At 61.1% G+C, this 22,208-nt stretch carries 20 protein-coding genes; 7 read left to right on the forward strand and 13 right to left on the reverse strand.

All coding sequences use genetic code 11. The features are described from left to right. Positions 1-10: 10 nt before the first annotated feature. The 6 genes from ABM428_RS00235 to ABM428_RS00260 form a co-directional block, all read right to left on the reverse strand. Complete coding sequence (locus ABM428_RS00235; RefSeq protein ID WP_132997898.1) at positions 11-847, reverse strand: ABC transporter ATP-binding protein; 837 nt, start codon at positions 845-847, stop codon at positions 11-13. Between the two features lie 75 nt (positions 848-922). After that, a complete protein-coding gene (locus tag ABM428_RS00240) occupies positions 923-2,203 on the reverse strand; it encodes an ABC transporter substrate-binding protein (RefSeq protein ID WP_353628045.1) in 1,281 nt (426 codons plus the stop codon). Between the two features lie 97 nt (positions 2,204-2,300). After that, the gene (locus ABM428_RS00245; RefSeq protein WP_353628046.1) at positions 2,301-3,377 is read right to left on the reverse strand and encodes a branched-chain amino acid ABC transporter permease; all 1,077 of its coding nucleotides are present in this window, start codon (positions 3,375-3,377) and stop codon (positions 2,301-2,303) included. Between the two features lie 75 nt (positions 3,378-3,452). Beyond that, positions 3,453-4,442: a branched-chain amino acid ABC transporter permease gene (locus ABM428_RS00250; RefSeq protein WP_005850184.1), complete on the reverse strand. Its 990-nt coding sequence runs from the start codon at positions 4,440-4,442 to the stop codon at positions 3,453-3,455. A gap of 35 nt (positions 4,443-4,477) precedes the next feature. Next, positions 4,478-5,287 (reverse strand): ABC transporter ATP-binding protein, encoded by an 810-nt coding sequence (locus ABM428_RS00255; protein ID WP_174226616.1) that lies wholly within the window; start codon positions 5,285-5,287, stop codon positions 4,478-4,480. Positions 5,288-5,372: 85 nt separating this feature from the next. Further along, positions 5,373-7,343 (reverse strand): AMP-binding protein, encoded by a 1,971-nt coding sequence (locus ABM428_RS00260; protein ID WP_165934338.1) that lies wholly within the window; start codon positions 7,341-7,343, stop codon positions 5,373-5,375. A gap of 205 nt (positions 7,344-7,548) precedes the next feature. On the opposite strand from ABM428_RS00260, the gene ABM428_RS00265 reads away from it, so the two are divergent. From ABM428_RS00265 to ABM428_RS00280, 4 genes are all read left to right on the forward strand, one after another. Continuing rightward, on the forward strand, positions 7,549-9,459 hold the full coding sequence (locus tag ABM428_RS00265) for a PAS-domain containing protein (protein WP_132997896.1): 1,911 nt from the start codon (positions 7,549-7,551) through the stop codon (positions 9,457-9,459). Continuing rightward, a complete protein-coding gene (locus ABM428_RS00270) occupies positions 9,456-10,157 on the forward strand; it encodes a response regulator transcription factor (protein ID WP_132997895.1) in 702 nt (233 codons plus the stop codon). Before ABM428_RS00265 ends, ABM428_RS00270 begins: the two co-directional genes overlap by 4 nt. Continuing rightward, complete coding sequence (locus ABM428_RS00275; RefSeq protein ID WP_037965213.1) at positions 10,148-10,618, forward strand: N-acetyltransferase; 471 nt, start codon at positions 10,148-10,150, stop codon at positions 10,616-10,618. The genes ABM428_RS00270 and ABM428_RS00275 overlap by 10 nt, the downstream gene beginning before the upstream one ends. Before the next feature lie 106 nt (positions 10,619-10,724). Further along, positions 10,725-10,952 (forward strand): WGR domain-containing protein, encoded by a 228-nt coding sequence (locus tag ABM428_RS00280; protein ID WP_005850193.1) that lies wholly within the window; start codon positions 10,725-10,727, stop codon positions 10,950-10,952. Here the strand turns inward: ABM428_RS00280 and ABM428_RS00285 are convergent. Together ABM428_RS00285 and fdhF are read right to left on the reverse strand one after the other, a co-directional pair. Next, on the reverse strand, positions 10,941-12,146 hold the full coding sequence (locus tag ABM428_RS00285; RefSeq protein ID WP_353628047.1) for a Zn-dependent hydrolase: 1,206 nt from the start codon (positions 12,144-12,146) through the stop codon (positions 10,941-10,943). The genes ABM428_RS00280 and ABM428_RS00285 overlap by 12 nt on opposite strands. Positions 12,147-12,148: 2 nt before the next feature. Then, the gene (fdhF, locus tag ABM428_RS00290) at positions 12,149-14,917 is read right to left on the reverse strand and encodes a formate dehydrogenase subunit alpha (protein ID WP_353628048.1); all 2,769 of its coding nucleotides are present in this window, start codon (positions 14,915-14,917) and stop codon (positions 12,149-12,151) included. 209 nt (positions 14,918-15,126) lie between these two features. Between fdhF and ABM428_RS00295 the strand changes: the two genes are divergently transcribed. From ABM428_RS00295 to ABM428_RS00305, 3 genes are read left to right on the forward strand one after another with little or no spacing between them, the layout of a single operon-like run. Continuing rightward, positions 15,127-15,780, forward strand: coding sequence for a histidine phosphatase family protein (locus ABM428_RS00295; RefSeq protein WP_132997892.1), 654 nt, complete (start codon positions 15,127-15,129; stop codon positions 15,778-15,780). Between the two features lie 11 nt (positions 15,781-15,791). Beyond that, positions 15,792-16,412 (forward strand): glutathione S-transferase family protein, encoded by a 621-nt coding sequence (locus tag ABM428_RS00300; RefSeq protein ID WP_132997891.1) that lies wholly within the window; start codon positions 15,792-15,794, stop codon positions 16,410-16,412. Continuing rightward, positions 16,409-17,464, forward strand: a complete 1,056-nt coding sequence (locus ABM428_RS00305) for a saccharopine dehydrogenase (protein WP_132997890.1) — start codon at positions 16,409-16,411, stop codon at positions 17,462-17,464. The genes ABM428_RS00300 and ABM428_RS00305 overlap by 4 nt, the downstream gene beginning before the upstream one ends. Positions 17,465-17,500: 36 nt before the next feature. Here the strand turns inward: ABM428_RS00305 and ABM428_RS00310 are convergent, their stop codons facing one another. From ABM428_RS00310 to ABM428_RS00330, 5 genes are read right to left on the reverse strand one after another with little or no spacing between them, the layout of a single operon-like run. Then, positions 17,501-18,232, reverse strand: coding sequence for an SDR family oxidoreductase (locus tag ABM428_RS00310; RefSeq protein WP_064217047.1), 732 nt, complete (start codon positions 18,230-18,232; stop codon positions 17,501-17,503). After that, on the reverse strand, positions 18,229-18,792 hold the full coding sequence (locus ABM428_RS00315; RefSeq protein ID WP_064217046.1) for a DUF3833 family protein: 564 nt from the start codon (positions 18,790-18,792) through the stop codon (positions 18,229-18,231). The genes ABM428_RS00310 and ABM428_RS00315 overlap by 4 nt, the downstream gene beginning before the upstream one ends. Next, entirely contained in the window at positions 18,789-20,030 is a 1,242-nt protein-coding gene (locus tag ABM428_RS00320; RefSeq protein WP_132997889.1) for an MFS transporter, read from the reverse strand. The genes ABM428_RS00315 and ABM428_RS00320 overlap by 4 nt, the downstream gene beginning before the upstream one ends. Beyond that, on the reverse strand, positions 20,027-20,788 hold the full coding sequence (locus ABM428_RS00325; RefSeq protein WP_132997888.1) for a DUF1365 domain-containing protein: 762 nt from the start codon (positions 20,786-20,788) through the stop codon (positions 20,027-20,029). Before ABM428_RS00325 ends, ABM428_RS00320 begins: the two co-directional genes overlap by 4 nt. Beyond that, positions 20,785-22,104, reverse strand: coding sequence for an NAD(P)/FAD-dependent oxidoreductase (locus tag ABM428_RS00330; protein ID WP_132997887.1), 1,320 nt, complete (start codon positions 22,102-22,104; stop codon positions 20,785-20,787). The genes ABM428_RS00325 and ABM428_RS00330 overlap by 4 nt, the downstream gene beginning before the upstream one ends. Positions 22,105-22,208 lie beyond the last annotated feature (104 nt).

Genomic DNA, 22,208 nt, shown 5'->3' on the forward strand with positions numbered 1-22,208 from the left:
GTGCGCTGGATCAGCTGAGCCAGCGTTTGCGGCGCCGATAGCTGCGGACATCGCGGAAAGACTTGCGCCCCTCGTCCGACATGCCAAGGTAGAACTCCTTGACGTCCTGGTTCTCGCGCAGGTCGACGGCAGGGCCGTCCATCACGACGCGACCGGATTCTAGAATATAGCCGTAATGCGCAAAGCGCAGGGCGACATTGGTGTTCTGTTCGGCCAGCAGGAAGGTCACGCCTTCGTTTTCATTCACCGATTTGACGATCTCGAAAATCTGTTCGACCAACTGCGGCGCAAGACCCATCGATGGCTCGTCCAGCAGGATCGTTTCAGGGCGCGACATCAGGGCGCGACCAATGGCGCACATCTGCTGTTCCCCGCCCGAGGTATAGCCCGCCTGTGATTTGCGCCGTTCGCGCAACCGTGGGAAATAGTCGTACACCATTTCCAGATCACGGGCGATCGCCGCCTTGCCGTCGCTGCGGGTATAAGCACCGGTCAGCAGGTTCTCTTCGATGGTGAGGTGTTCAAAGCAATGCCGCCCCTCCATCACCTGCACGACACCGCGTTTCACCATCTCTGCGGGGTCGAGCTTGTGCACCGGATCATTGCGATATTTGATCGACCCTTTGGTGACCTCGCCCCGTTCGGAATGCAGCAGGTTGGAAATAGCCTTGAGCGTCGTGGTCTTGCCCGCGCCATTGCCGCCCAACAGGGCCGTGATACCGCCCTTGGGCACCTTCAGGCTCACGCCCTTCAGCACCAGAATGACCGAGTTATAGATCACCTCGATATTATTGACCTCAAGAAGGGTCTCGACCTGCGCGTCGGGCGTTGGGGTGGCATCCAGCATGGGTGTCTCTTTCACTAGGTGGCGTGGGGGTCGGGCGCGGCAACAATGCCGCCGCGCCCTGTTCAAGGGCTGCGCTTAGCAGCTGGGTTCGATACCGGATTCCGCGGCAAAGGCCTGCGCATCTTCAATCACCAGCGGGGCCAGCACGTCTTGGTCCGACTGGATGTAGTCTGTGATCAGGCTCCAGCTGTCGGCAGCAGCATCCCACTGCGCCACAGCACCATAGCCGTTACCGCCGTGGTTTTCACAAGACACCGTGAACTCTGGCCCAAAGTTCGGCAGACCCAGATCCGCCATCTTGGCTTCGGTGATTTCCAGTGCTTCCATGCCGTCACGCATCTGCGCTGGTGTCAGAGCCTTGGTATCATGGATACCCTGCGCCGTTTTGGCAGCTTCGGCAGCCAGCATCGCGGCGTAAAGACCACGGTTATACAAAGCCGTCCCGATCTGGTCGCCCGCGCCTGCGGCCTTGCCAGTATCAACCACATACTTCTGGATGTCGTCGAACACGGGGAAGTCATCGCCCACGTTGTGGAACGTCAGCGCCTTGTAGCCATTGGCTTTGTCACCCGCTGGACGCACGTCGTTCTCGGAACCGGACCACCAGATGCCGATGAACTGATCCATCGGATAGCGGATGTTCGCGGCTTCCTGCACGGCGACCTGGTTCATCACACCCCAACCGTACATGATCACATTGTCCGGCTTTTCACGACGGATCTGCAACCACTGGGATTTCTGTTCCTGACCGGGGTGGTCAACGGGCAGCAAGGACAGTTCGAACCCGTGCTTTTTGCCCAGCTCTTCCAGGGTGCGGATCGGCTCTTTGCCGTAGGCAGAGTTGTGATAGACCAGCGCGATCTTCTTACCTTCAAGGCTGCCACCGTTCAGATCCAGCAGGTGCTTGATCGCGACCGAAGCGCCGTCCCAGTAGTTGGTGGGGTAGTTGAAGATATTCTTGAACACCGACCCGTCTTTGGCCGACGTCCGGCCATACCCCATAGAGTGGACAGGGATGCCATCTGCCGTCGCTTTGGGGATCAGCTGATAGGTGATGCCGGTGGACAGCGGTTGATAGACCAGCGCGCCTTCGCCCTTGGTGCTTTCATAGCATTCCACACCCTTTTCGGTGTTATAGCCGGTTTCACATTCGATCATCCGGATCGGTTCGCCACCGATACCGCCATCACGTTCGTTCAGCAGCGTGAAGTAATCCGCATAGCCGTCGGCAAAGGGAATCCCGTTTGCCGCATAAGGGCCCGTGCGATAGCTGAGCGACGGGAATACAAGCTCTGCCATTGCGGGGCCCGCAGCCAGAGCAGCGCCAAGCGCCAACGTAGTCATCTTCAGTTTCATCGGTGTTTCCTCCCTTGGATGTATCCGATCTTGCCGGGTTGTCCCGGTCGTCTCTTCTTCGGCCTTGAGTCTCCTCCCCCCGGCCATGCGTCCTTCCCTAGTGCGGGAAGGGCCACAATCTCAGTTTTTCCTTGGCGACGCGCCATAGTTGAGCCAGCCCATGCGGTTCCGCGATCAGGAAGATGATGATCAACCCGCCCACGATCACAAGCTGCAGATGCGCCACGATATCCGTCGGCCAGCCGAACCAGTCCACGCCCACGATTTTCAATGCAACCGGCAAGAGCACAAGGAACGCGGCTCCGGCAAAGCTGCCAAAGATCGATCCCAGCCCGCCGATGATGATCATAAAGAGCACAAGGAACGATTTCTGGATGCCAAAGGCCTCGCCCACTTCGACCGCACCCAGATAGACCGCAAAGAACAGCGCCCCCGAGATGCCGATGAAGAAAGAGCTGACCGCAAAGGCCGTCAGTTTTGCCCGCAGCGGGTTTACCCCGATGATCTCGGCCGCGATGTCCATATCACGGATCGCCATCCATTTGCGCCCCACCGACCCACGGGTCAGGTTGCGTGCCACATAGGCGCTGAAGATCACGAACATCAGGCAGAACAGATAGGTCGCCCAGGCCTGCGTATTCGGTCCGGTGATCTCGATCCCGAAGAATGTCCGCTCCGGCGCGCTGATCTGGCCCGAGGCAGAGTAGTTGTAGAACCACGGCACACGGTTGAAGAGCCAGACCAGAAAGAACTGCGCCGCCAGCGTTGCCACGGCCAGATAGAACCCTTTGATCCGCAGCGATGGCAGGCCGAACAACACGCCGACACCGGCGGTCACCAACCCCGACAGCAACACATGCACCAGCATGCTCACGTCGGGAAAGGCGGTCATGAATTTGTAGCAGGCATAGGCCCCCACGGCCATAAAGCCACCGGTCCCCAAGCTCACCTGCCCGCAATAGCCCACCAGAATGTTCAGCCCGATCGCCGCGATGGCGTAGATCAGGAACGGCAGGAACAGCGAGTTCACCCAATAGTCATTGATCACAAACGGGATCACGGCAATGGCGATGAACAACACCAGATAATAGCGATACCGGTCGAACTTGAACGGAAACGTCTGGCTGTCTTCTTCGTATGAGGCGCTGAAATCCCCGGCTTCACGATAGAACATCAGATGCTCCCCCCGTTCCAAATGGTTTTAAATCCTGGGTTCCGGGGCAAAGCCCCGGTCAGGGAGTTGCCAAAACTATACACGTTCAATGATCTTCTCCCCGAACAAGCCCTGCGGACGGAACACCAGAAAGATCAGCGCCAGCATGTAGGCGAACCAGTTCTCTGTCGCACCGCCAAGGAATGGCGCACCGATCAGGAATTCGAACAGCTTCTCCCCCACACCGATGATCAAGCCGCCCACGATGGCACCGGGGATAGAGGTGAACCCCCCCAGCATCAGCACCGGCAATGCCTTCAGCGCGATCAGCGAGAGCGAGAATTGAACCCCCGATTTCGTGCCCCACATGATGCCCGCGACAAGGGCGACAAAGCCCGCCAGCGACCACACGAGGATCCAGATAAAGTTCAGTGACACGCCGACAGACAAAGCCGCTTGGTGGTCGTCCGCCACAGCCCGCATGGCGCGGCCCTGTTTGGTGTATTGCGCGAACATCACCAAGCCGATCACCAGCAACGCGGCAATGATGCTGGCCACGATATCCAGATTATCGATAAAGAACCCGTAGCCAAAGGCGTTAAAGGTGGTGTCGTCGATCCAGGTGTTCAGCCCCTGCGGCAGCCCCACATCCATAGACTTGATGTCGGACCCCCACATCAGATCGCCCACCCCTTCCAGGAAATAGGCCAGACCGATGGTCGCCATGAAGAGGATGATCGGCTCTTGCCCGACCAGATGGCGGAAGACCAACCGCTGCACCGCATAGGCCAGCCCGATCATCACTACCATCGTCAGCAAAATCGCGAGGAACGCCGGCACGTGCCAGCCGAAATGGTGAATATCCGTGCCCAGGATCGCGTTGATCAGGTGGCTGAACGGCACCTGCCCGTCAATGATCCCTGCCAGGGTCAGGGCCGCAAACAGCGCCATAACCCCTTGGGCATAGTTAAAAATACCCGAGGCTTTGTAGATCAGAACAAACCCCAGGGCGACCAGTGCATACAGCACCCCCGCCATCAGCCCGTTCAGGAACACCTCGATTGTAAAGGCCAGTTGCTCAGGCATATCAGACCCTCCCCATCGCAAAACCAGTGGCAAAATCAGTCATGGGCAACCCCCAGATATGCGTCGATCACGTCTTGGTTGTTGCGCACCTCACTCGGGGTGCCGTCGCCGATCTTCTTGCCGTAATCCATCACGACCACACGGTCGCTCAGGTCCATCACAACGCCCATATCGTGTTCGATCAGGGCAATCGTCGTGCCGAATTCATCGTTCACATCCAGAATAAAGCGGCTCATGTCCTCTTTTTCCTCGACGTTCATCCCCGCCATCGGTTCATCCAGCAGCAGGATCGACGGCTCGGCGGCCAGCGCGCGGGCTAGTTCGACCCGTTTCTTCAAGCCGTAGGACAGACGCGACACGGGCGTCTTGCGGATCGCCTGAATCTCAAGAAAATCGATGATCTTTTCGGCGACTTCGCGGTTCGCGGTCTCTTCGCGCTCCGCCTTGCCCTTCCAGATCGACTGCCAGAACATCCCGGTCTTCATATTTGTCAAACGCCCCGTCATGACGTTGTCCAGCACCGACATCCCTTCGAACAGGGCGATGTTCTGGAACGTGCGTGCGATCCCCTGCTGCGCCACCTCAAAGGGTTTCATCGCCGGACGGCGGCTGCCCTTGTACCAGACCTCGCCTTCCTGCGGCACATAGAACCCGCTGATCACGTTCAGCATCGATGATTTGCCCGCGCCATTCGGCCCGATGATCGCGCGGATCTCGCCCTGACGGATGTCGAAAGAGATATCCTTGATCGCCTCCACCCCACCGAACCGCAGGGTGATGTTTTTCATTTCCATCACAACGGGGCCAATCTGGCGCCCATCCGCTGTGACATAGCCGTCGGTCATATCTTTCACGCCGCAGCCCCCTTCCAAATGGTCTTAAAATCCACTGCGCAACCGCAGCGCCTGCATGCTCCGCCTGATGTCATGCTCATTGCGCGGCCATCTTGCGGGTGTCTGCGAACACCTTGGCATCGCGTACCTCCAGCGTGGCCGAGATCGACCCCTTGCGCCCGTCTTCATAGGTCACTTCAGTAACCGTGCTGACAGAGGGCGACCCGTCGTAGAGCGCGGTGATGATATCGTCGAACTTCTCGCCGATGACCTTGCGACGGACTTTGCGCGTGCGCGTCAGCTCTCCGTCGTCGGCATCAAGTTCCTTGTGCAGCACAACAAAGCGATGCACCTGACAGCCCGACAGCATTTCGTCTTCTGCGATAGAGGCGTTGACCTCTTCCACATGACTCTGGATCGTGTCCATCACCTGCGGATGCCGCGCCAGTTCCTGATAGGACGCATAGCCGATGTTGTTGCGCTCCGCCCAGTTTCCGACCGCGGTCAGGTCGATATTGATAAATGCGGTGCATGCGTCGCGTCCGTTGCCGAATACCACCGCTTCAAGGATGTTGGGGAAGAACTTCAGCTTGTTTTCCACGTATTTCGGCGCGAACAGGCTGCCATTGGCCATTTTGCCAACGTCTTTGGCGCGGTCGATAATGCGCAGATGCCCGGTGCCTTCCTCGATAAAGCCCGCGTCGCCTGTCGCGACCCAGCCTTCGGCATCCTTGGTATCGGCGGTGCTTTCGGGGTTCTTGTAATACTCCACAAAAACGCCGGGGCTGCGGTAGAAGACTTCGCCGTTCTCGGCGATCTTCAGTTCCACGCCGGGGCAGGTCACGCCGACCGTGTCACTGCGCACTTCGCCATCGGGCTGCGCGGTGATAAAGACGGTGGCTTCGGTCTGGCCATAAAGCTGTTTCAGGTTGATCCCGAGCGAGCGGTAGAAATCGAAAATCTCGGGCCCGATCGCCTCGCCCGCGGTATAGCCGACGCGCACGCGGCTGAGGCCGAGCGTGTTTTTCAGCGGGCCATAGATCATCAGCTCGCCCAAGGCGTATTTCGCACGGTCCATTGCGCCTACGGATTTACCGTCCAGAATGGCGGGGCCCACCTTGCGGGCATGGGCCATGAATTTGTCGAACAGCCACTTTTTGAAACGGCTCGCGTCCTCCATCCGGATCATCACCGATGTCAGCTGGGTTTCGAACACGCGCGGCGGGGCGAAATAATAGGTCGGGCCGATCTCGCGCAGGTCCACATGCATCGTGTCCGCGCTTTCAGGGCAGTTCGTGCAGAAGCCTGTCCACAGAGCCTGCCCGACGGAAAAGATGAAATCCCCCACCCAGGCCATCGGCAGATAGGCCAGAATATCGTCCGTCTGACGCAGCTTGTCGAAAGCGGAAGAGGATTTGGCCGTCTCGATAATATTGCGGTTGCTCAGCACCACACCTTTGGGCTTGCCCGTGGTGCCAGAGGTATAAAGCATGACGCCCGTGCTGTCGTAGTCCAGCTTGGCCTGACGCGCCTCAAGCTCTTTGATGTGCTTGTCGCGTGCCTTGCGGCCCATGTCCTGGACGGCGCTATACTGGTCCAGCGCGGCGTGGTCGTATTTGCGCATTCCGCGTGGATCAAGATAGACCATACGCTCGAACTGGGTCAGCTGATCCTGAACGTCCAGCACCTTGTCGACCTGTTCCTGATCACCGGCGATCACAAAACGCGCGCCACAATGATCCAGCACATAGGCCATCTCTTCGGCGTTGGCGTCCTGATACAGCGGCACAGGCACGGCACCGACCATCTCTGCGGCCATCATGGCCCAATAGAGATAGGGACGGTTGCGGCCGATGATGGCGATAAAATCACCCTCGTTCGCGCCAAGCTCCAGCAGGCCAAGCGCAAGCGCCTCGACCTCGTCGCGGGTCTGTGCCCACGTCCAGCTTTGCCAGATGCCATATTCCTTTTCGCGATACGCAGGCGCGTTCGCAAATTGCTTTGCATTACGATGCAGCAGCGCCGGAACCGATTGCGGTCCGTCGGCGCTCACGAGCGTGTGAGCCAAATGTCTTCCTCCCAAACCCTGCTCTTTTTCGGCAGGTCGATCGCTGGTGCGATTCTGATGTCACACCATGATGTTGACCTGATGCTCTGCGTCAACTTTTACCTAATGATTTCTCAATTCTAACGAATTGTAACAGGCGTGATTTCCCAAGGTTGCGCTTGGCGGCGCTGTGGGGATGGTGCAGTCTGCCGCGGGGGGAGGCTGCATGCAGATCGACGATCACCAGACAAAACTCATGACGGCTGCGGGGCTGAACCTGATCGCGCAAGCGCTGACGATCTATGACGCGGATTTGCGGCTGGTGCTGTGTAATGCACCGTTCCAGCAGATGTTCGACCTCCCCAAAGCGCTGGTCACCCCCGGTGCGAGCTTTCAGGAAACGATCACCCTGCTGGCACAGTTGGGTGAATACGGTGACGTGGACGACGTGGCGCATTTTGTGGCCGAAAGGGTGGAACAGGCCCGCGCATTTGAACCCCATTACATGGAACGTACCCGCGCCAATGGCCGCACCATCTCGGTCGAAGGCTCCCCCCTGCCCCAAGGCGGCTGGGTCACCGTCTACACCGACATCACCCGCACCAAACAGCAAGAGGCACTGCTGCGCGCCCGGTCTGATGCCCTGTCGGGGCAGGTGCTGGCCCACGCCGAAGAACTGTCAGCCACCAACCGCGAACTTGCCGCGATGAACACCGCGCTGGAGGAGGCAAAACGCCAGCTCACCCTGTCCGAAGCCCGCACGCGGCTGACCACAGAAATGATGCCGGCCCATATCGCCCATGTGGATGCAAACGCCTGTTACACCTATTCAAACCGGCGGTTGGCCTCTGTCATGCCGGGGCGGCGCGCGGATCTGATCGGCCGCCATATCGCAGAGGTTCTGGGGCAGCAGGCCTACGACTCTATTGTCCCCTCGCTCACCCAAGCCTTTGCCGGAAAGCCGTCGGTGATCGAATTCACGGACGAGATGAGCGCCCGGCGCATCCGCGGCGCCTTCACCCCCGATACAAACGGCGGGGTCTATATCCTGTCGATGGATGTGACCGAGGAAACCCAGAACCGTGTCGCCATGCAGCAGACCCGACGACGCGAAATCGCGGCGCAGGTGATCTCGGGGCTGGCGCATGATTTTTCCAACCTGCTGACGATCATCCTTGGCCTGCAGTCCCGGCTGGGGCGGCTGGACGGCCAACCGGCAGAGGCCGCCCCCCTCATCGAAGGTACCCTTGCCGCGGCGCGCCGGGGCGGCACGTTGCTTAGCTCTATTGCCGATATGACAGGCGCGCGCACGCTGCGTCCGACTGCGACCCATATCCCGCGGCTGCTTGAAGATCTGACCCTGATCGCGCGCCCCACCCTGCCCAAGGGCATGACGCTAAGCATCGACAACCAGATGGATGACACCCCCGTACTGCTGGACAGCGGTCTGGTGCAGGACGGGTTGCTGAACCTGATCCTGAACGCCCGCGATGCCTGCGGGGCTGCGGGGGCGATCTCGCTCGAAATACGACAGGTCCATGACACATGGATCGAATGGGTCTTGCGCGATACCGGCCCCGGATTTTCGCCCTCGGCGCTGGAACACGGGTTTGATCCGTTTTTTACGACCAAAGGGGCCGAAGGATCGGGGCTGGGGCTGCCGATGGTCTATGACATGGTGAAATCGGCGGGGGGCGATCTGCGCCTTGGCAATACGGCCCATGGCGCGCAGGTGACCATGCGGCTGCCCTACCGCCCCGCCGTGGCTGCCACCACCGGTCTGGTCCTGCTGGTCGAAGACGCCGATGACCTGCGCGCGCTGGTGCGAGACATGTTGATGGGGCTGGGCCATTCCGTGATCGAAGCCGCCAGCGCGGATGAAGCCACCGCCCTGCTGGCCGATCTGCCCGACATCGCGCTGATCCTGTCAGACATCCAGCTTATGGGCGAGGCGACGGGGCTGGACCTTGTCAAACGCCTACCCGCCGATGCGCCGCCGCTGGTATTGATGACCTCGCTCCCGCCCGATGATGCCCAGTTTCTCGAGGCGCAAACCCTTGCCCCCGTATTGCGCAAACCCTTCGAGATTGCGGATCTGACCGCGCTGATTGCCCCGAAAGAGAGTGCCGCCCAATGACCCGCCCCCTCGTCACCATTCTGGACGATGAACCCGAAATCCGCACGCTTCTCGCCGACGCTTTAGAGGAAGCGGGCTTTGACACGCTGTCGTTCAGCCGCGCCCGCGCGTTCGAGGCCGCCTTGGCGACCCACACCCCCGATGTCTGTCTGGTGGACCTGTCCCTGCCGGATTCAGACGGGCTGACGCTGGTGCATCGTCTGGCGCTGGAACAAGGGGCCATCGTGATCATCATCTCGGGCCGCGCACAGGTACAGGACCGCGTCACGGGGCTGGAACTTGGCGCGGATGACTACATCATCAAGCCCTTTGATCCGGCAGAGGTCGTCGCCCGTATCCGTGCCCGTCTGCGCAGCGCCAAACCCACGCCGCAAGCCGGCACCGTCGCTGCGTTCAGCGGGTGGAAGGCGCATTTCGACCGCTACGCGCTTGAGGATGAAAACGGCGTCGAAACCCCCTTCTCCCACGCGGAGGGGGAGGTGCTGCGCCTGTTTCTGGACGCGCCCAAACGTCTGCTCAGCCGCGCGCAGATGCAGTCGAGCCTTGGCGGCGTCGCCTCTGAAAGCTTTGACAGGGCGATGGACGTGCGGATTTCGCGGCTGCGGACCAAACTGCGCGAAGACCCCAAAAACCCGCAGTTGATCAAGACGATCTATGGCGCGGGCTACATCTTTCTGGGCGACGTCACATGGAGCTGACCCCCCGTCGCATCAGCGGTAACAGTCCCCATCTGGGCGACGTGCTGCATCTGATGCGCGACTGCTTTGCCTATATGGAGGGGCGCATTGACCCGCCAAGCTCGCTTGGCCAAACCACTTTGCCCTCGCTGCAAGCCACGGCAGATAGGGATGAAATCTGGGCGATCGGCGCACCACCCGTGGCCTGTGTGGTGCTGAGTGTGAAACCGGCCGTTCTGTATCTGGGCAAGCTCTGCGTCGCCCCCAGCCATCAGCGACTGGGGCTGGCACGCCATCTGATCACCCACGCCGAGAGCCGCGCCCGTGCCCTGCACCTTGGCCAGCTGGAGCTGCAAACGCGGGTGGAGCTGTTGGACAATCACGCCACCTTTCGCGCGCTCGGCTTTCACGAATATGCCCGCACAGCGCACGCGGGGTTTGACCGCCCCACCAGCATCACCCTGCGCAAAACCGTGGCCTGAGCCACGCGTTGCCACCTGCCGCCACAGATGGCACCGCTGTCTTTTCTGCCTCGGGCGCTGCCGTTTTTTATTGCGCGCCTGCCCCTTGGCCCGCTAGATTCTACCCATGATCGAATGCTTGCTGTACAGGACCAACCCCGCCCAGAGACGGCTGTTCTATCGCGTCGAAATCGCGATGAACCTGTTCAGCGAAGTCTCTGTCCTGCGCGAATGGGGCGTCGCAGGTGGCCAGCCCAAAGCGGTGATCCAGTGTTTCGGTAACCTGCGCGAGGCGTCAAAAATGGCAGACCGCTATCGCACACGGGCCGAGCGTCGCGGCTATCTACGTCACTGACCCCAGCCGCGTCACAGCGCGGGCAAGCACCTGAACACCGGCCAGCAGATCGGCCTCCTCCGTGTCTTCCTCGAAAGTATGGGACAGCCCCCCGATCGACGGCACAAACAGCATCGCCACCGGCATTTTGCGCGACACATTGGTCGCGTCATGCAGCGCCCCTGACGGCATCTTGCGCCAGTTTCCCGGCGCGACCTCTTCCGCGCCAGCTTCCAGCGCGGTGCGCAGGGCCGGGTCCATCGCGACGGGTTCCAGCCCCAGCATTGTGCCAAAGCTGACCGCCAGCCCCTGCTGCGCCGCGATCTCGGTGGCGGTGTCGCGGATGATCTGTTCCATCCGGCCCAGACGGTCCGCATCCGCGTCGCGCCACTGCATCGAAAACACCGCACGCCCCGGCACGATAGAGGATGCATTGGGATGCAGCGCAACATGGCCGATGGTCCAGACGGTTTGCGGTGTGACGACATTGCGCAGCCGGTCATTCAACGCGGCATTGAAGGCAGAGACCGCCTGAAACGCATCGCGGCGCAGATGCATCGGTGTGGTGCCCGCGTGGTTCTGCTGCCCGTCAAAGGCGATCTTCATGTCGCGGATGCCGACGATATCGGTGACCACGCCAATCTGTTCGCCGCTGGTATCCAGCGTCGGCCCCTGTTCGATATGCAACTCGACAAAGCCGGTGAACAGATCGGGCGACACCTCGCCCGTGACCAGATGCGCCACGGCCTGACGCGCGTCACCAAGGGTCACGCCCGCATGATCGGTCAGCGCATCGGCAGCGGCCTGATCCAGATGCCCGCCCCAAACGGCGCTGCCCGTGGTGACGCCAAAGCGCCCCTCTTCGTCCTGAAACGACACGACAGAGATCGCGGGGCCGCTGGCCTCGGCTGCGGCGCGGGCGACCTCGAGCGCGGCAATCACGCCCAGCGCGCCGTCCAGCCATCCGCCTTCGGGCTGGCTATCGGAATGTGACCCCATCAACAGCGACGGCCCATCTGCCAAGCCGAAAAGATTGCCCATCTGGTCCATTTCAACCCGCAGTCCGGCATCGCGCATCTGATCGGCCAGCCAGTCCCGCGCGGCGACATCGGCGTCGCTATAGGCCGGGCGGACCACCCCTTTGCCCACCCCCGCTGCGCCGAACGAGCGCAATTTGTGAAGGTCGGCGAGAAAGCGGTCGGGGTTGATCTGCATGGTTACTCCGCGGGTTGGGGGGCTGTTGCGGCCTCTACTTTCACGGCCGAGAATTTAAACTCGGGGATTTTGCCATAAGGGTCAACCGCTGGATTTGTCAGGATATTTGCCGCCGCTTCGACATAGGCAAAGGGCAGGAACACCATATCGGGCGACACGGCGCGGTCTTCGCGGGCCATCAGTTCGATCGACCCGCGCTTGGTCGTGAGTCGGATATAGGCCCCCGGCTCTACCCCCAGCTTGCGTAAGGTAGACGGGTGGAGCGAACAGTTCGCCTCGGGCTCCAGCCCATCAAGCACATAGGACCGCCGCGTCATCGACCCCGTGTGCCAATGTTCAAGCTGCCGGCCCGTGGTCAGGATCATCGGATAGTCGTCATCCGGCGCGTCGTCAGGCGCGATAATGCTGGCGGGGGTAAACCGTGCGCGTCCGTCCTGTCGGGGGAAGCCATCGGCAAAGACAATCGCCTGCCCCGGATCGGTGGGGCTGGTGGACGGGTAGGTCACGGCCCCTTCGCTCTCCAACCGGTCCCAAGTGATGTTATTGAGAGACGACATATTCAGCTTCATCTCGGCAAAAACCTCGCTCGGGTCGGTGTAGGTCCAGCCCAGCCCCAGACGTTTGGCCAGTTCAACCTCGATCCACCAATCCTCTTTCGCGTCGCCGGGCGGCGGCACCGCGGGGCGGCCCATCTGCACCTGTCGGTTGGTATTGGTCACCGTGCCGGACTTTTCCGCAAAGGCGCTAGCGGGCAGGATCACATCGGCAAAATTCGCGGTCTCGGTCAGGAAGATATCCTGCACCACCAGATGATCGAGCTTGGCCAGCGCATTGCGGGCGTGTTCCACATCGGGGTCGGACATCGCCGGGTTTTCACCCAGCACATAGAGGCTGCGAATATCCCCGTCATGCACCGCGTCCATAATCTCGGTCACGGTGAGGCCCTTCTTGTTGCTGAAATCGCTGCTTTGCCACACCTCGGTAAAGGCAGAGCGGACGCCATCATCGGACACCGGCTGGTAATCGGGCAGGAACATCGGGATCAGCCCCGCGTCAGACGCGCCCTGCACGTTGTTCTGCCCCCGCAACGGATGCAGCCCCGCACCGGGTCGCCCGATCTGCCCCGTCATCAGCGCAAGCGAGATCAGGCAGCGCGAATTATCGGTGCCGTGGATGTGCTGCGAAATACCCATCCCCCAGAAAATCATCGCCGCATTCGCCCCCGCAAAGGTCCGCGCCACATCGCGCAGCACTTCCGCGTCGATGCCGCAGATCTTGGACATCTTTTCAGGGGTGAAGGTTTTCAGGTGGGCTTTCTCGATCTCCCAGTTTTCGGTGTAAGCTTCGATATACTGCTGGTCGTATAGCTTTTCCTCGACGATCACATGCATGATCGCGTTCAACATCGATACATCGGTGCCGGGGCGGAATTGCAGCATATGTGACGCGTGCCGTTTCAGCGCTTGGCCGCGCGGGTCCATCACGATCAGCTTGCCGCCGCGCTTGGCGAACTGCTTGAAGAAGGTCGCCGCGACGGGGTGGTTTTCGGTCGGGTTCGCGCCGATCACAATCGCAACATCGGCGTTTTCGATCTGGTTGAAGGTCGCGGTGACGGCACCGGAACCGACATTCTCCATCAGAGCGGCCACTGACGAGGCATGACACAGCCGCGTGCAGTGATCGACGTTGTTATGACCAAAGCCCTGCCGGATGATCTTTTGAAACAGGTAGGCTTCTTCGTTCGTGCATTTCGCTGACCCAAAGCCCGCCACACCCGCGCCGCCGATCTTTTTCATACCGCCCGCAGCGAAATCCAGCGCCTCGTCCCAGGTGGCTTCGCGGAAGTGGGTTTGCCAATTGCCCGGGTCCACGTTCAACCCCTTGGGCGGGGCGTCCTTGCGACGGATCAGCGGTTTGGTCAGACGATGGGGATGGTGGATATAGTCAAAACCAAAGCGCCCTTTGACGCAAAGCCGCCCTTCGTTCGCGGGACCGTTGATGCCCTCGACATATTTGATTTTGCCGTCCTTGACCTTCAACGACACCTGACAGCCCACACCGCAGAACGGGCAGATGCTGTCGACCTCGCTATCAAAGTCGGCGCTGTCGCCCACCTGCGCATCATCGACCACCGTGGCGGGCATCAGCGCCCCCGTCGGGCAGGCCTGCACACATTCACCGCACGCCACACAAGAGGACGCGCCCATCGGGTCGGCCATGTCGAACACCGGATAGCTGTCATGCCCGCGACCGGCCATCCCGATCACATCATTGACCTGCACCTCGCGGCAGGCGCGCACACACAGGTTGCACTGGATACAGGCATCAAGGTTCACACGCATCGCCACATGGCTGTCGTCGAGCAACGGGATGCGCCCCTCTTCCAGCTTGGGGAAGCGGCTTTCCGAAATACCTTCCATTGCGGCCATGTCCCACAGGTGGCTGGATTTATCGTGGGCGACTTCGGGGGCGGGCTGATCGGTGACCAGCAGTTCCATCACCATCTTGCGGGCATTTTCGGCGCGCGCGTTGTTGGTGGTGACGACCATACCATCGCTCGGTTCGCGCAGGCAGGAGGTGGCCAGCACGCGTTCGCCTTCAATCTCGACCATACAGGCACGGCAGTTGCCATCGGGGCGATACCCCGGCTCAGGCGTGAAACACAGATGCGGGATTTTCAGACCGCGCCCATTGGCGATTTCCCAGATCGTCAGCCCGGTGTCGGCCTCGACCTCTTCGCCGTCGAGCGTGAATTTTACCTTATCCGCCATGGGGAACCCTCCTTACCGCCCCGCAGTATAGGCAGGGCACGCATGCGACGGCAGTCATATTCCCGACACCCTGCCCCGTTTTTGCGCCACCGGCGTTTCCGATACGCGACGCGGGGGGCCGCTTGCAAAAAATCGACATGCGAGGGGCGGGCAGGCTTTCCACCCGCGCATGGCTTGCCTATCAATGGCGCAACAGAAAAAGGCGCGCTATGTCCCACATTACCCTCATCCGTCACGGTCAGGCAAATTCCCAGGCCAAGGACGAAATCAGCTATGACAAGCTAAGCCCGCTTGGCCACGAACAGGCCGCCTGGCTGGGCGACCACCTGCGCCAGTCCGAAACCCACCACACGCGGCTGTATACCGGCACGCTGCGCCGCCATATCGAGACGGCAGAGGGGATGAACACCGGGCTTGAACCGATACGCGACGCGCGGCTGAACGAGCTTGAGTATTTCACCCTCGCCACCATGATGGAGCAGCAGCACGGCATCCCTTTCCCCACGGAACAGGGCGGGTTCACCAACCACCTGCCGCTGGTGTTCGAGACGTGGAAAAGCGACAAACTCGAAAACCCGCCCGAGAGCTACGCCAATTTCGAAGGGCGCATCAAATCCGTGCTATCAGAGATCTCGGACGGGGACGGGCCGGCGCTGGTCGTGACCTCTGGGGGACTGATCTCGATGGTGATGGCGCAGGCGATGGGGCTGGGCATTCCGGCCATGTCGCGCATCGCGCTGGCGATCATGCACACGTCGATGCACCGGCTGTTCCCCATTGGCGGCCACTGGTCGCCGGTGCTCTTCAACGCGGTGCCCCATCTGGATACCCCCGCACGCCGTGTCGCGCAGACCCATATCTGAAAGGCAAAACGATGCTTACGCTATATTTTACGCCCGGAACCATCTCTGTCGCGGTGGCGATTGCCATCGAAGAAGCCGCCCTGCCCTATCAGCCGGTGCGCGTCGATTTCGCCACGGCAGAGCAGACGAAACCCGAATATCTGGCGATCAACCCCAAGGGACGCGTGCCTGCGCTGCGGCTTGAGGATGATACGATCCTGACCGAAACCGGTGCGCTGCTGGACTATGTCGCTGCCATTGCGCCCAAAGCCGGGCTGGTCCCCACGGACCCGACCGCCGCCGCACAGATGCGCAGCGCGATGTACTACCTCGCCTCGACCATGCATGTCGCCCATGCCCACAAGATGCGCGGATCGCGGTGGGCCAAACAACAATCCAGCTTCGAGGATATGACGGCTCAGGTACCAGAAACCATGGCCGCCTGTGCCGATTTTGTCGAAAGCGATATCCTGCACGGGCCCTATGTGTTGGGCGACGATTTCAGCCTTGCCGATCCCTATCTGTTCGTCGTGTGCAACTGGCTTGAGGGCGACGGCGTGGATACGGCGGCCTACCCCAAGATCACGACATTCATGCAGCAGATGACCGCCCGCGCCAGCGTGGCAGCGGTGAAAGACAAGGGGATGCTATGACCGCGCCACATCTATGGGTTCGCGCCGAACAGCGCGACAATGAAACCCGCGTCGGCATCACACCCGAAGGGGCTACCGCGTTGATGGCGCAGGGGTTTCGCGTCACCGTCGAAGCCTCGGACAGCCGCGCGATCGCGACCGATGCCTATGCGGCCACGGGCTGCACCATCGCGCCACAGAACAGCTGGCCCGACGCGCCTGCCGATGCGATCATCTTTGGCCTGAAGGAACTGCCAGAGGACGGCACACCGCTGGTGCACCGGCACATCATGTTCGGTCACACCTACAAGGGCCAATCGGCGGGGCGTATCCTGTTACAACGTTTCAAGGCGGGCGGCGGCACCTTGCTGGACCTTGAGTATCTGACCGACGAGACCGGCCGACGCGTCGCCGCCTTTGGCTATTGGGCGGGGTTCGCGGGGGCGGCGGTGGCCGTCAAATGCTGGGCCGCGCAGACCCGTGGGCAAGCTGTCGCCCCCATCACCCCCTACCCCAACGCCGATGCGCTGACCCGCGACCTCGCGGCAGAGATTGACGGGCTCGCCACGCCCGACGCTTTGGTCATCGGTGCACTTGGTCGGGTGGGCAGCGGTGCCGCCGATCTTTGCGGCCGTCTGGGGATCAAGGTCACCGGGTGGGATATGAAGGAGACCGCCCACGGCGGCCCCTTCCCCGAGATTTTGCAGCATGTGCTGTTTTTCAACTGCATTCTGGCGGGGCCGCAGACACCGGTTTTCGTGCCCAAAAGCGCGCTGGACAGGGATCGCGCGCTGCGGGTGATCGGCGATATCGCTTGCGATCCCGACAGCGACTTCAACCCCGTGCCGGTCTATGACCGCGCGACCACATGGGAAGAGCCCGCGTTACGCGTGCATGACACCCCACCTCTGGATGTCACCGCGATCGACAACCTGCCGTCGATGCTGCCGTTGGAAAGCTCTGAAGACTACGCCGCGCAGCTGCTGCCGACGCTCTCGGCACTGGCGGAAGATGCCTCGCCCGTCTGGGTGCGGGCCCATGCGCTGTTCCAAGAACACAGCGCCGCCGTGTGACGCGATCAGATCGGGCGGATCACGCGCCCGGTCAACTCACCCGAATAGACGGTAGTAGATGCCGTCGGGCAGGAACTGCGCCAGCCGGAAGAAAAGCGAGAACCCGAAGGGGAAGCTTTTCTTAAAGCTGCTGCCGCTCATATGCTCGACCACTTGCTGCGCGGCGGCCTCGGGCTCCATCAAAAAGGGCATCTTGAAGTCGTTCTTGTCGGTCAGCTGCGTGCGGATGAAACCAGGGTTGATCACCTGAACTTTCACGCCGGTCTTGCGCAGGTCGGCGTGCATACATTCCGCCAAGGACAAGGTGCCCGCCTTGGACGCCGTATAGCCAATAGACTTTGGCAGCCCGCGATAAGCCGTCAGGCTAGAGGTGATCACGATGTGGCCTGCGTCGCGCTTGACCATATCGGGCACCACTTCGCCCATCACGCGCACCAGCCCGGTGAGGTTCACATCGATCATTGTGGTCGCATGCTCCGGTTCCCACTCCTTGGCCCCAAAGGGCCAATAGGCCCCCGCCAGATAGACAACGCCATCCACCGGCCCGACGGCTTTGACCGCGGCGCGGATGCTGCCGATATCCTGCACGTCGATGGTCTGGTAGCTGGCGGAAACGGGCAGTTCATCGACCAGCGCCGCCAGCTTGCCTTCGGACCGGGCAGAGACGATGACCTCGGCCCCTAGTCGGCCCAGCTTATGTGCCAGCGCTTCGCCCAGTCCGGCGCTCGCCCCGATCAGCCAATAGCGTTTTCCTGTCCATTCGGTCATGCTGCGTCCTTTCTGCGGATGGTGGCGACCAATTCGGCCACCTTCACCCCAAATTTTCGGAACTGACTGCGGTTGATGATCGTGCCATCGCCGGTCAGATACATCCAGTCCACGGTATTCAGCAGGTGCCCGCCCACGTCATCGGGCAGCCTGATGGTGTATTTCGACTGCACCGTCGCACCGACGTTGCGGCCCTTGGCCGTGCCCTTGACGTCCGGGGCGGTGGCGGTGAAATGCCCCGTCTCGCCCAATGTGATCGTCCATGTGCGGTCTTGGGTCGTGTTGTCGTCATAGACGAAATGTTCTTCGATACATGCGGTGTCGCCGTCCCATGTCACGTTGAAATCTGCCACGAAACTGCTGGTGACCCGCCCCGCGGGGCCAAAGATTACGCCTTCGCAGACCATCGCCCCGTCCAGATGTTTCCTCATGTCAAAGACAGTGTAGTCATCCGCATAATCCGACGGCTTTTGCGCAGGGAAATCGGTGATCCGCCGCCGCGCCAGCCAGATTGCGGCCACCACTGCGGCCCCCAGAGCAAACTGCAACATGTCCATCATTCTTCATCATCCTTTTGCATCGGCGTGGCGGCCAGAAAACCGATGGCCAACAGCTTGAGCCCGCAAGGCACGCCCGCATAGAGCCATATGAGCGTCGAGATTGCCACCGGTCCATTGCCCGTCGTACCGCTGTCAAAGCCGGACGCCTGCAGGGTGGGAAGTAGCGTTATCGCCGCGAAGGCAAGGGCGAATTTCGACACCAGCGACCACAGCCCGAACCCCTCGGCGGCCTGCGGGGCGACCACCGCCATCCGCGCGGAGAACATCGCGGGCAGCAGTGTCAGGTCGGCCCCCAGCACCGCGCCAGAGGCGATGCAGACCAGCACGAACCACGCCACATCCCCCGCCCCCAGCAGCAAAGTCCCTGCAAACACAAGGATCGCCAAGCCCATTGCGGACAGCAGGACGGGTTTGGGGCTGAAACGCTCTGCCAGCTTGCCCCATAGCGGGGCGGCCACCGCAGCCGAAAGAAAGAAGAGCAACAGCAGCGCCCCCGCCCACCCCGGGGCGCGCAGCACACTTTCGACGTAGAACAGAAATAACGTAGATGTGACCGCGACAGGCGCCGCATTGAACAGCGCGATCAGCAGCAACCGACGGGCAATCGGATCGCGCAACACCACGACGATCCCCGTCGGCCCCGCGATATCCCCGCCGTGCCATTCGCCCCGCATGGCAAAAACGCTGCCCAGACCAAGCGCGGCAAAGCCGATGGCAAACCCTGTAAACGGGGCCCCCATCACCAGCCCCAGCATCACAGGCAGTACCGAGGCCGCGCAGACACCCAGCAACGCCCCCGTCTCGCGCCAGCGCGCCAGCACCAGATGTCCGCGTCCGGGCAACTGCGCGGCTTTGGCGACCCCTTGCGCGTAAAAGCAGATCGTCAGAAAGCTGAACGCCGAAAACACCCCCGTCAGTGTCAGCGCGAACCACATCAGCGGCGGCAGCAAGGGCGGCACTGCAAACAGGGCAAACATCGATACAGCCATCAGGGCGACACCGACGGCGACCGCCGTGCTACGCCTGTGGCGCAAGGCTTGCGATAGCCGCCCCAGCAGCGGGTCCTGCACCACATCCAACAGGCGCAGCGCAAAAAGCACCGTGCCCAAAGCCCCGAGAGACACCCCGTATTCATCAACAAAGAACTTGGGCGCGTGAATATAAATCGGCAGCCCCGCCGCCGCCAGAAGCGACGCAAACAGCGCATAGGCAGGCAGTTGATGTGCCGAACGGGTCACGTGCCCGACACGTCTTTCACTGGCGGTTCAGGACGCGGGCGATAGCCGCCGCCTTTCCACCACAACTTTAGTGCTTGCCAGTGGATCAAGGCCAACACCCGCCGCGCCCCGAAAGGACGCCGCAGCAGCGACCACAGGATTGCCCGGTTCGTGAGAGGGCCACGACGGCCCGTCAGGGTGGCGACCAAGCCCCCTTCGGACTGGGTATAATCGATCCAGACACCAATACGTTCGGCGCGGATATCAAAGCGAAAACTGTATCCCCCTTCGACCGGCTGAAATGGCGATACGTGGAAAATCTTGGTCGCGTGCAGATGATCTGTGGCCGTGATCGGGCGCAGGTCATCGTGGTGGCATAGATAGCTGTGCCGGTCACCGAAGGTATTCGATACCTCTGATATCACGGCGATCAGCGCCTCGTCCGCGCGGTGGCACAGCCAAAAGCTGACAGGGTTGAACACATGCCCCAACACGCGCGGTTGCGCCATCAGCTCTATCCGCGCGACACCCGTGACTTCGTGCTGTGCCAGAACATCCCGCACCCACGCGGCCCCGCGACCCGCGCCTTTGGCTCCGCCGTGGTCTTCGTCCCACAGCGATGTCACGGCCCCGCGGTTGCGCCCGAACAACGCTGGTGTTTGCAGCGATGCCTCTGCATCCAGAACCACGTAATCGACCGAATAGCGAAAGCTGTTTTCGACCGCCCCCTTGCGCCCATGATAGGTCACACCACGGATATGATCGACGCCGGCGCTCATTCTGCGGCCAATGCGACCTTTGCCTTGGCCCGCAGCCCCTGCACAACGTCAACCGCGCTAGACAGCCCGTCCTCGTGGAAGCCATGCTTCATCCAGGCGCCGCAGAACCAGGTATTCTGCGTGCCGTTGAAGGCGCGCACCTGCTCTTGTGCGGCCAGCGCGCCCAGATCATAGACCGGATGGCGCAGGGTGACCTGATCATAGATCAGCTCTTCGCGGATCGGGCGCTTGGTATTGAGCGTCACAAAATGCGGGTCATCCATCGGGATCGGTTGCAGCGAGTTCATCCAGTAGGTCAGGTCGATCCGGTCGGACTTCTGCCCCTTATCCTCGGCATAGATCCACGAGGCCCAGGTCTTGCGCAGCTTGGGCATAACAGAGGCATCGGCATGTAGCACCACGTCGTTGGGCTGGTATTTCACCGCGCCCAAGGCCGCACGCTCTGCCGTGCTTGGGTCGGCCAGAAGGGCAAGTGCGTCATCCGAATGGCTCGCAAAGACGACCTCGTCAAACGCTTCCCATTCCGCGCCATGGGTTTTCACCTCTGCGCCCAAGGGCGTGCGACGGACGGATTGCACCGGCGTGCCAAGGCGAATGTCGACGCCCTTGGCTGTCAGCGATGCCCCCAGACGGTTCACATATTCCTGCGACCCGCCCTTAACCGTATACCACTGGTGCTGCCCTGTGTGGCTTAGCAAGGCGTGGTTCTCGAAGAAGTCGATCATGGAATAGGCGGGAAAATCCATGATCTTGTCCACCGGCGTCGACCAGATCGCGCCCGACAACGGCGTCAGGTAGTATTTTCGAAAATATTCACCCGCACCCAGCTTGTCCAAGAACCCCGCGATGGTCAGCGTACGGTCTTGCGCCAGCTTGGTCGCCGTGCTGTTGAACCGCACGATATCGGTCAACATACGCAGGAATTTCGGATTCAGCGCATTGCGCCGCTGCGCGAAAATCGAATCCAGCGTCATCAGCCCGTATTCCAACCGCCCCCCATCGATGGAGGCCCCGAAGCTCATGTTGGATTTGATCACCGGCACGTCGAGCTCTTTGAACAGCGCGGCGAGGTTGGGATAATTGGCGTAGTTGAACACGATAAAGCCCGTATCTACAGGCTGGTCGCCGTTCTTGCCCGCCATCTTCGTGCGCGCGTGCCCCCCCAGACGGGGGCAGCTTTCGAACAAGGTCACCTGATGGTCGTCGCCCAGCATATGCGCCGCCCCCATGCCGGAAATACCCGCGCCGATGACGGCAATCTTTCGGTGGCCTGCCAAAGAGTGGTTCTGTGGCGGGTCGATGGCTTCAAATGGCATAAGGCGAGAATTTCCAGTCTGTCAGGTTTGTATCGGCACTTTCGGTGATACACGGGCTGGACGGTACATGAGTTGCAGTTAATCAGACACTAACTACGACTTTT

The organism is Sulfitobacter sp. TCYB15 (assembly GCF_040435955.1).
In the GTDB taxonomy this organism is placed as follows: Bacteria; Pseudomonadota; Alphaproteobacteria; order Rhodobacterales; family Rhodobacteraceae; genus Sulfitobacter; species Sulfitobacter pontiacus.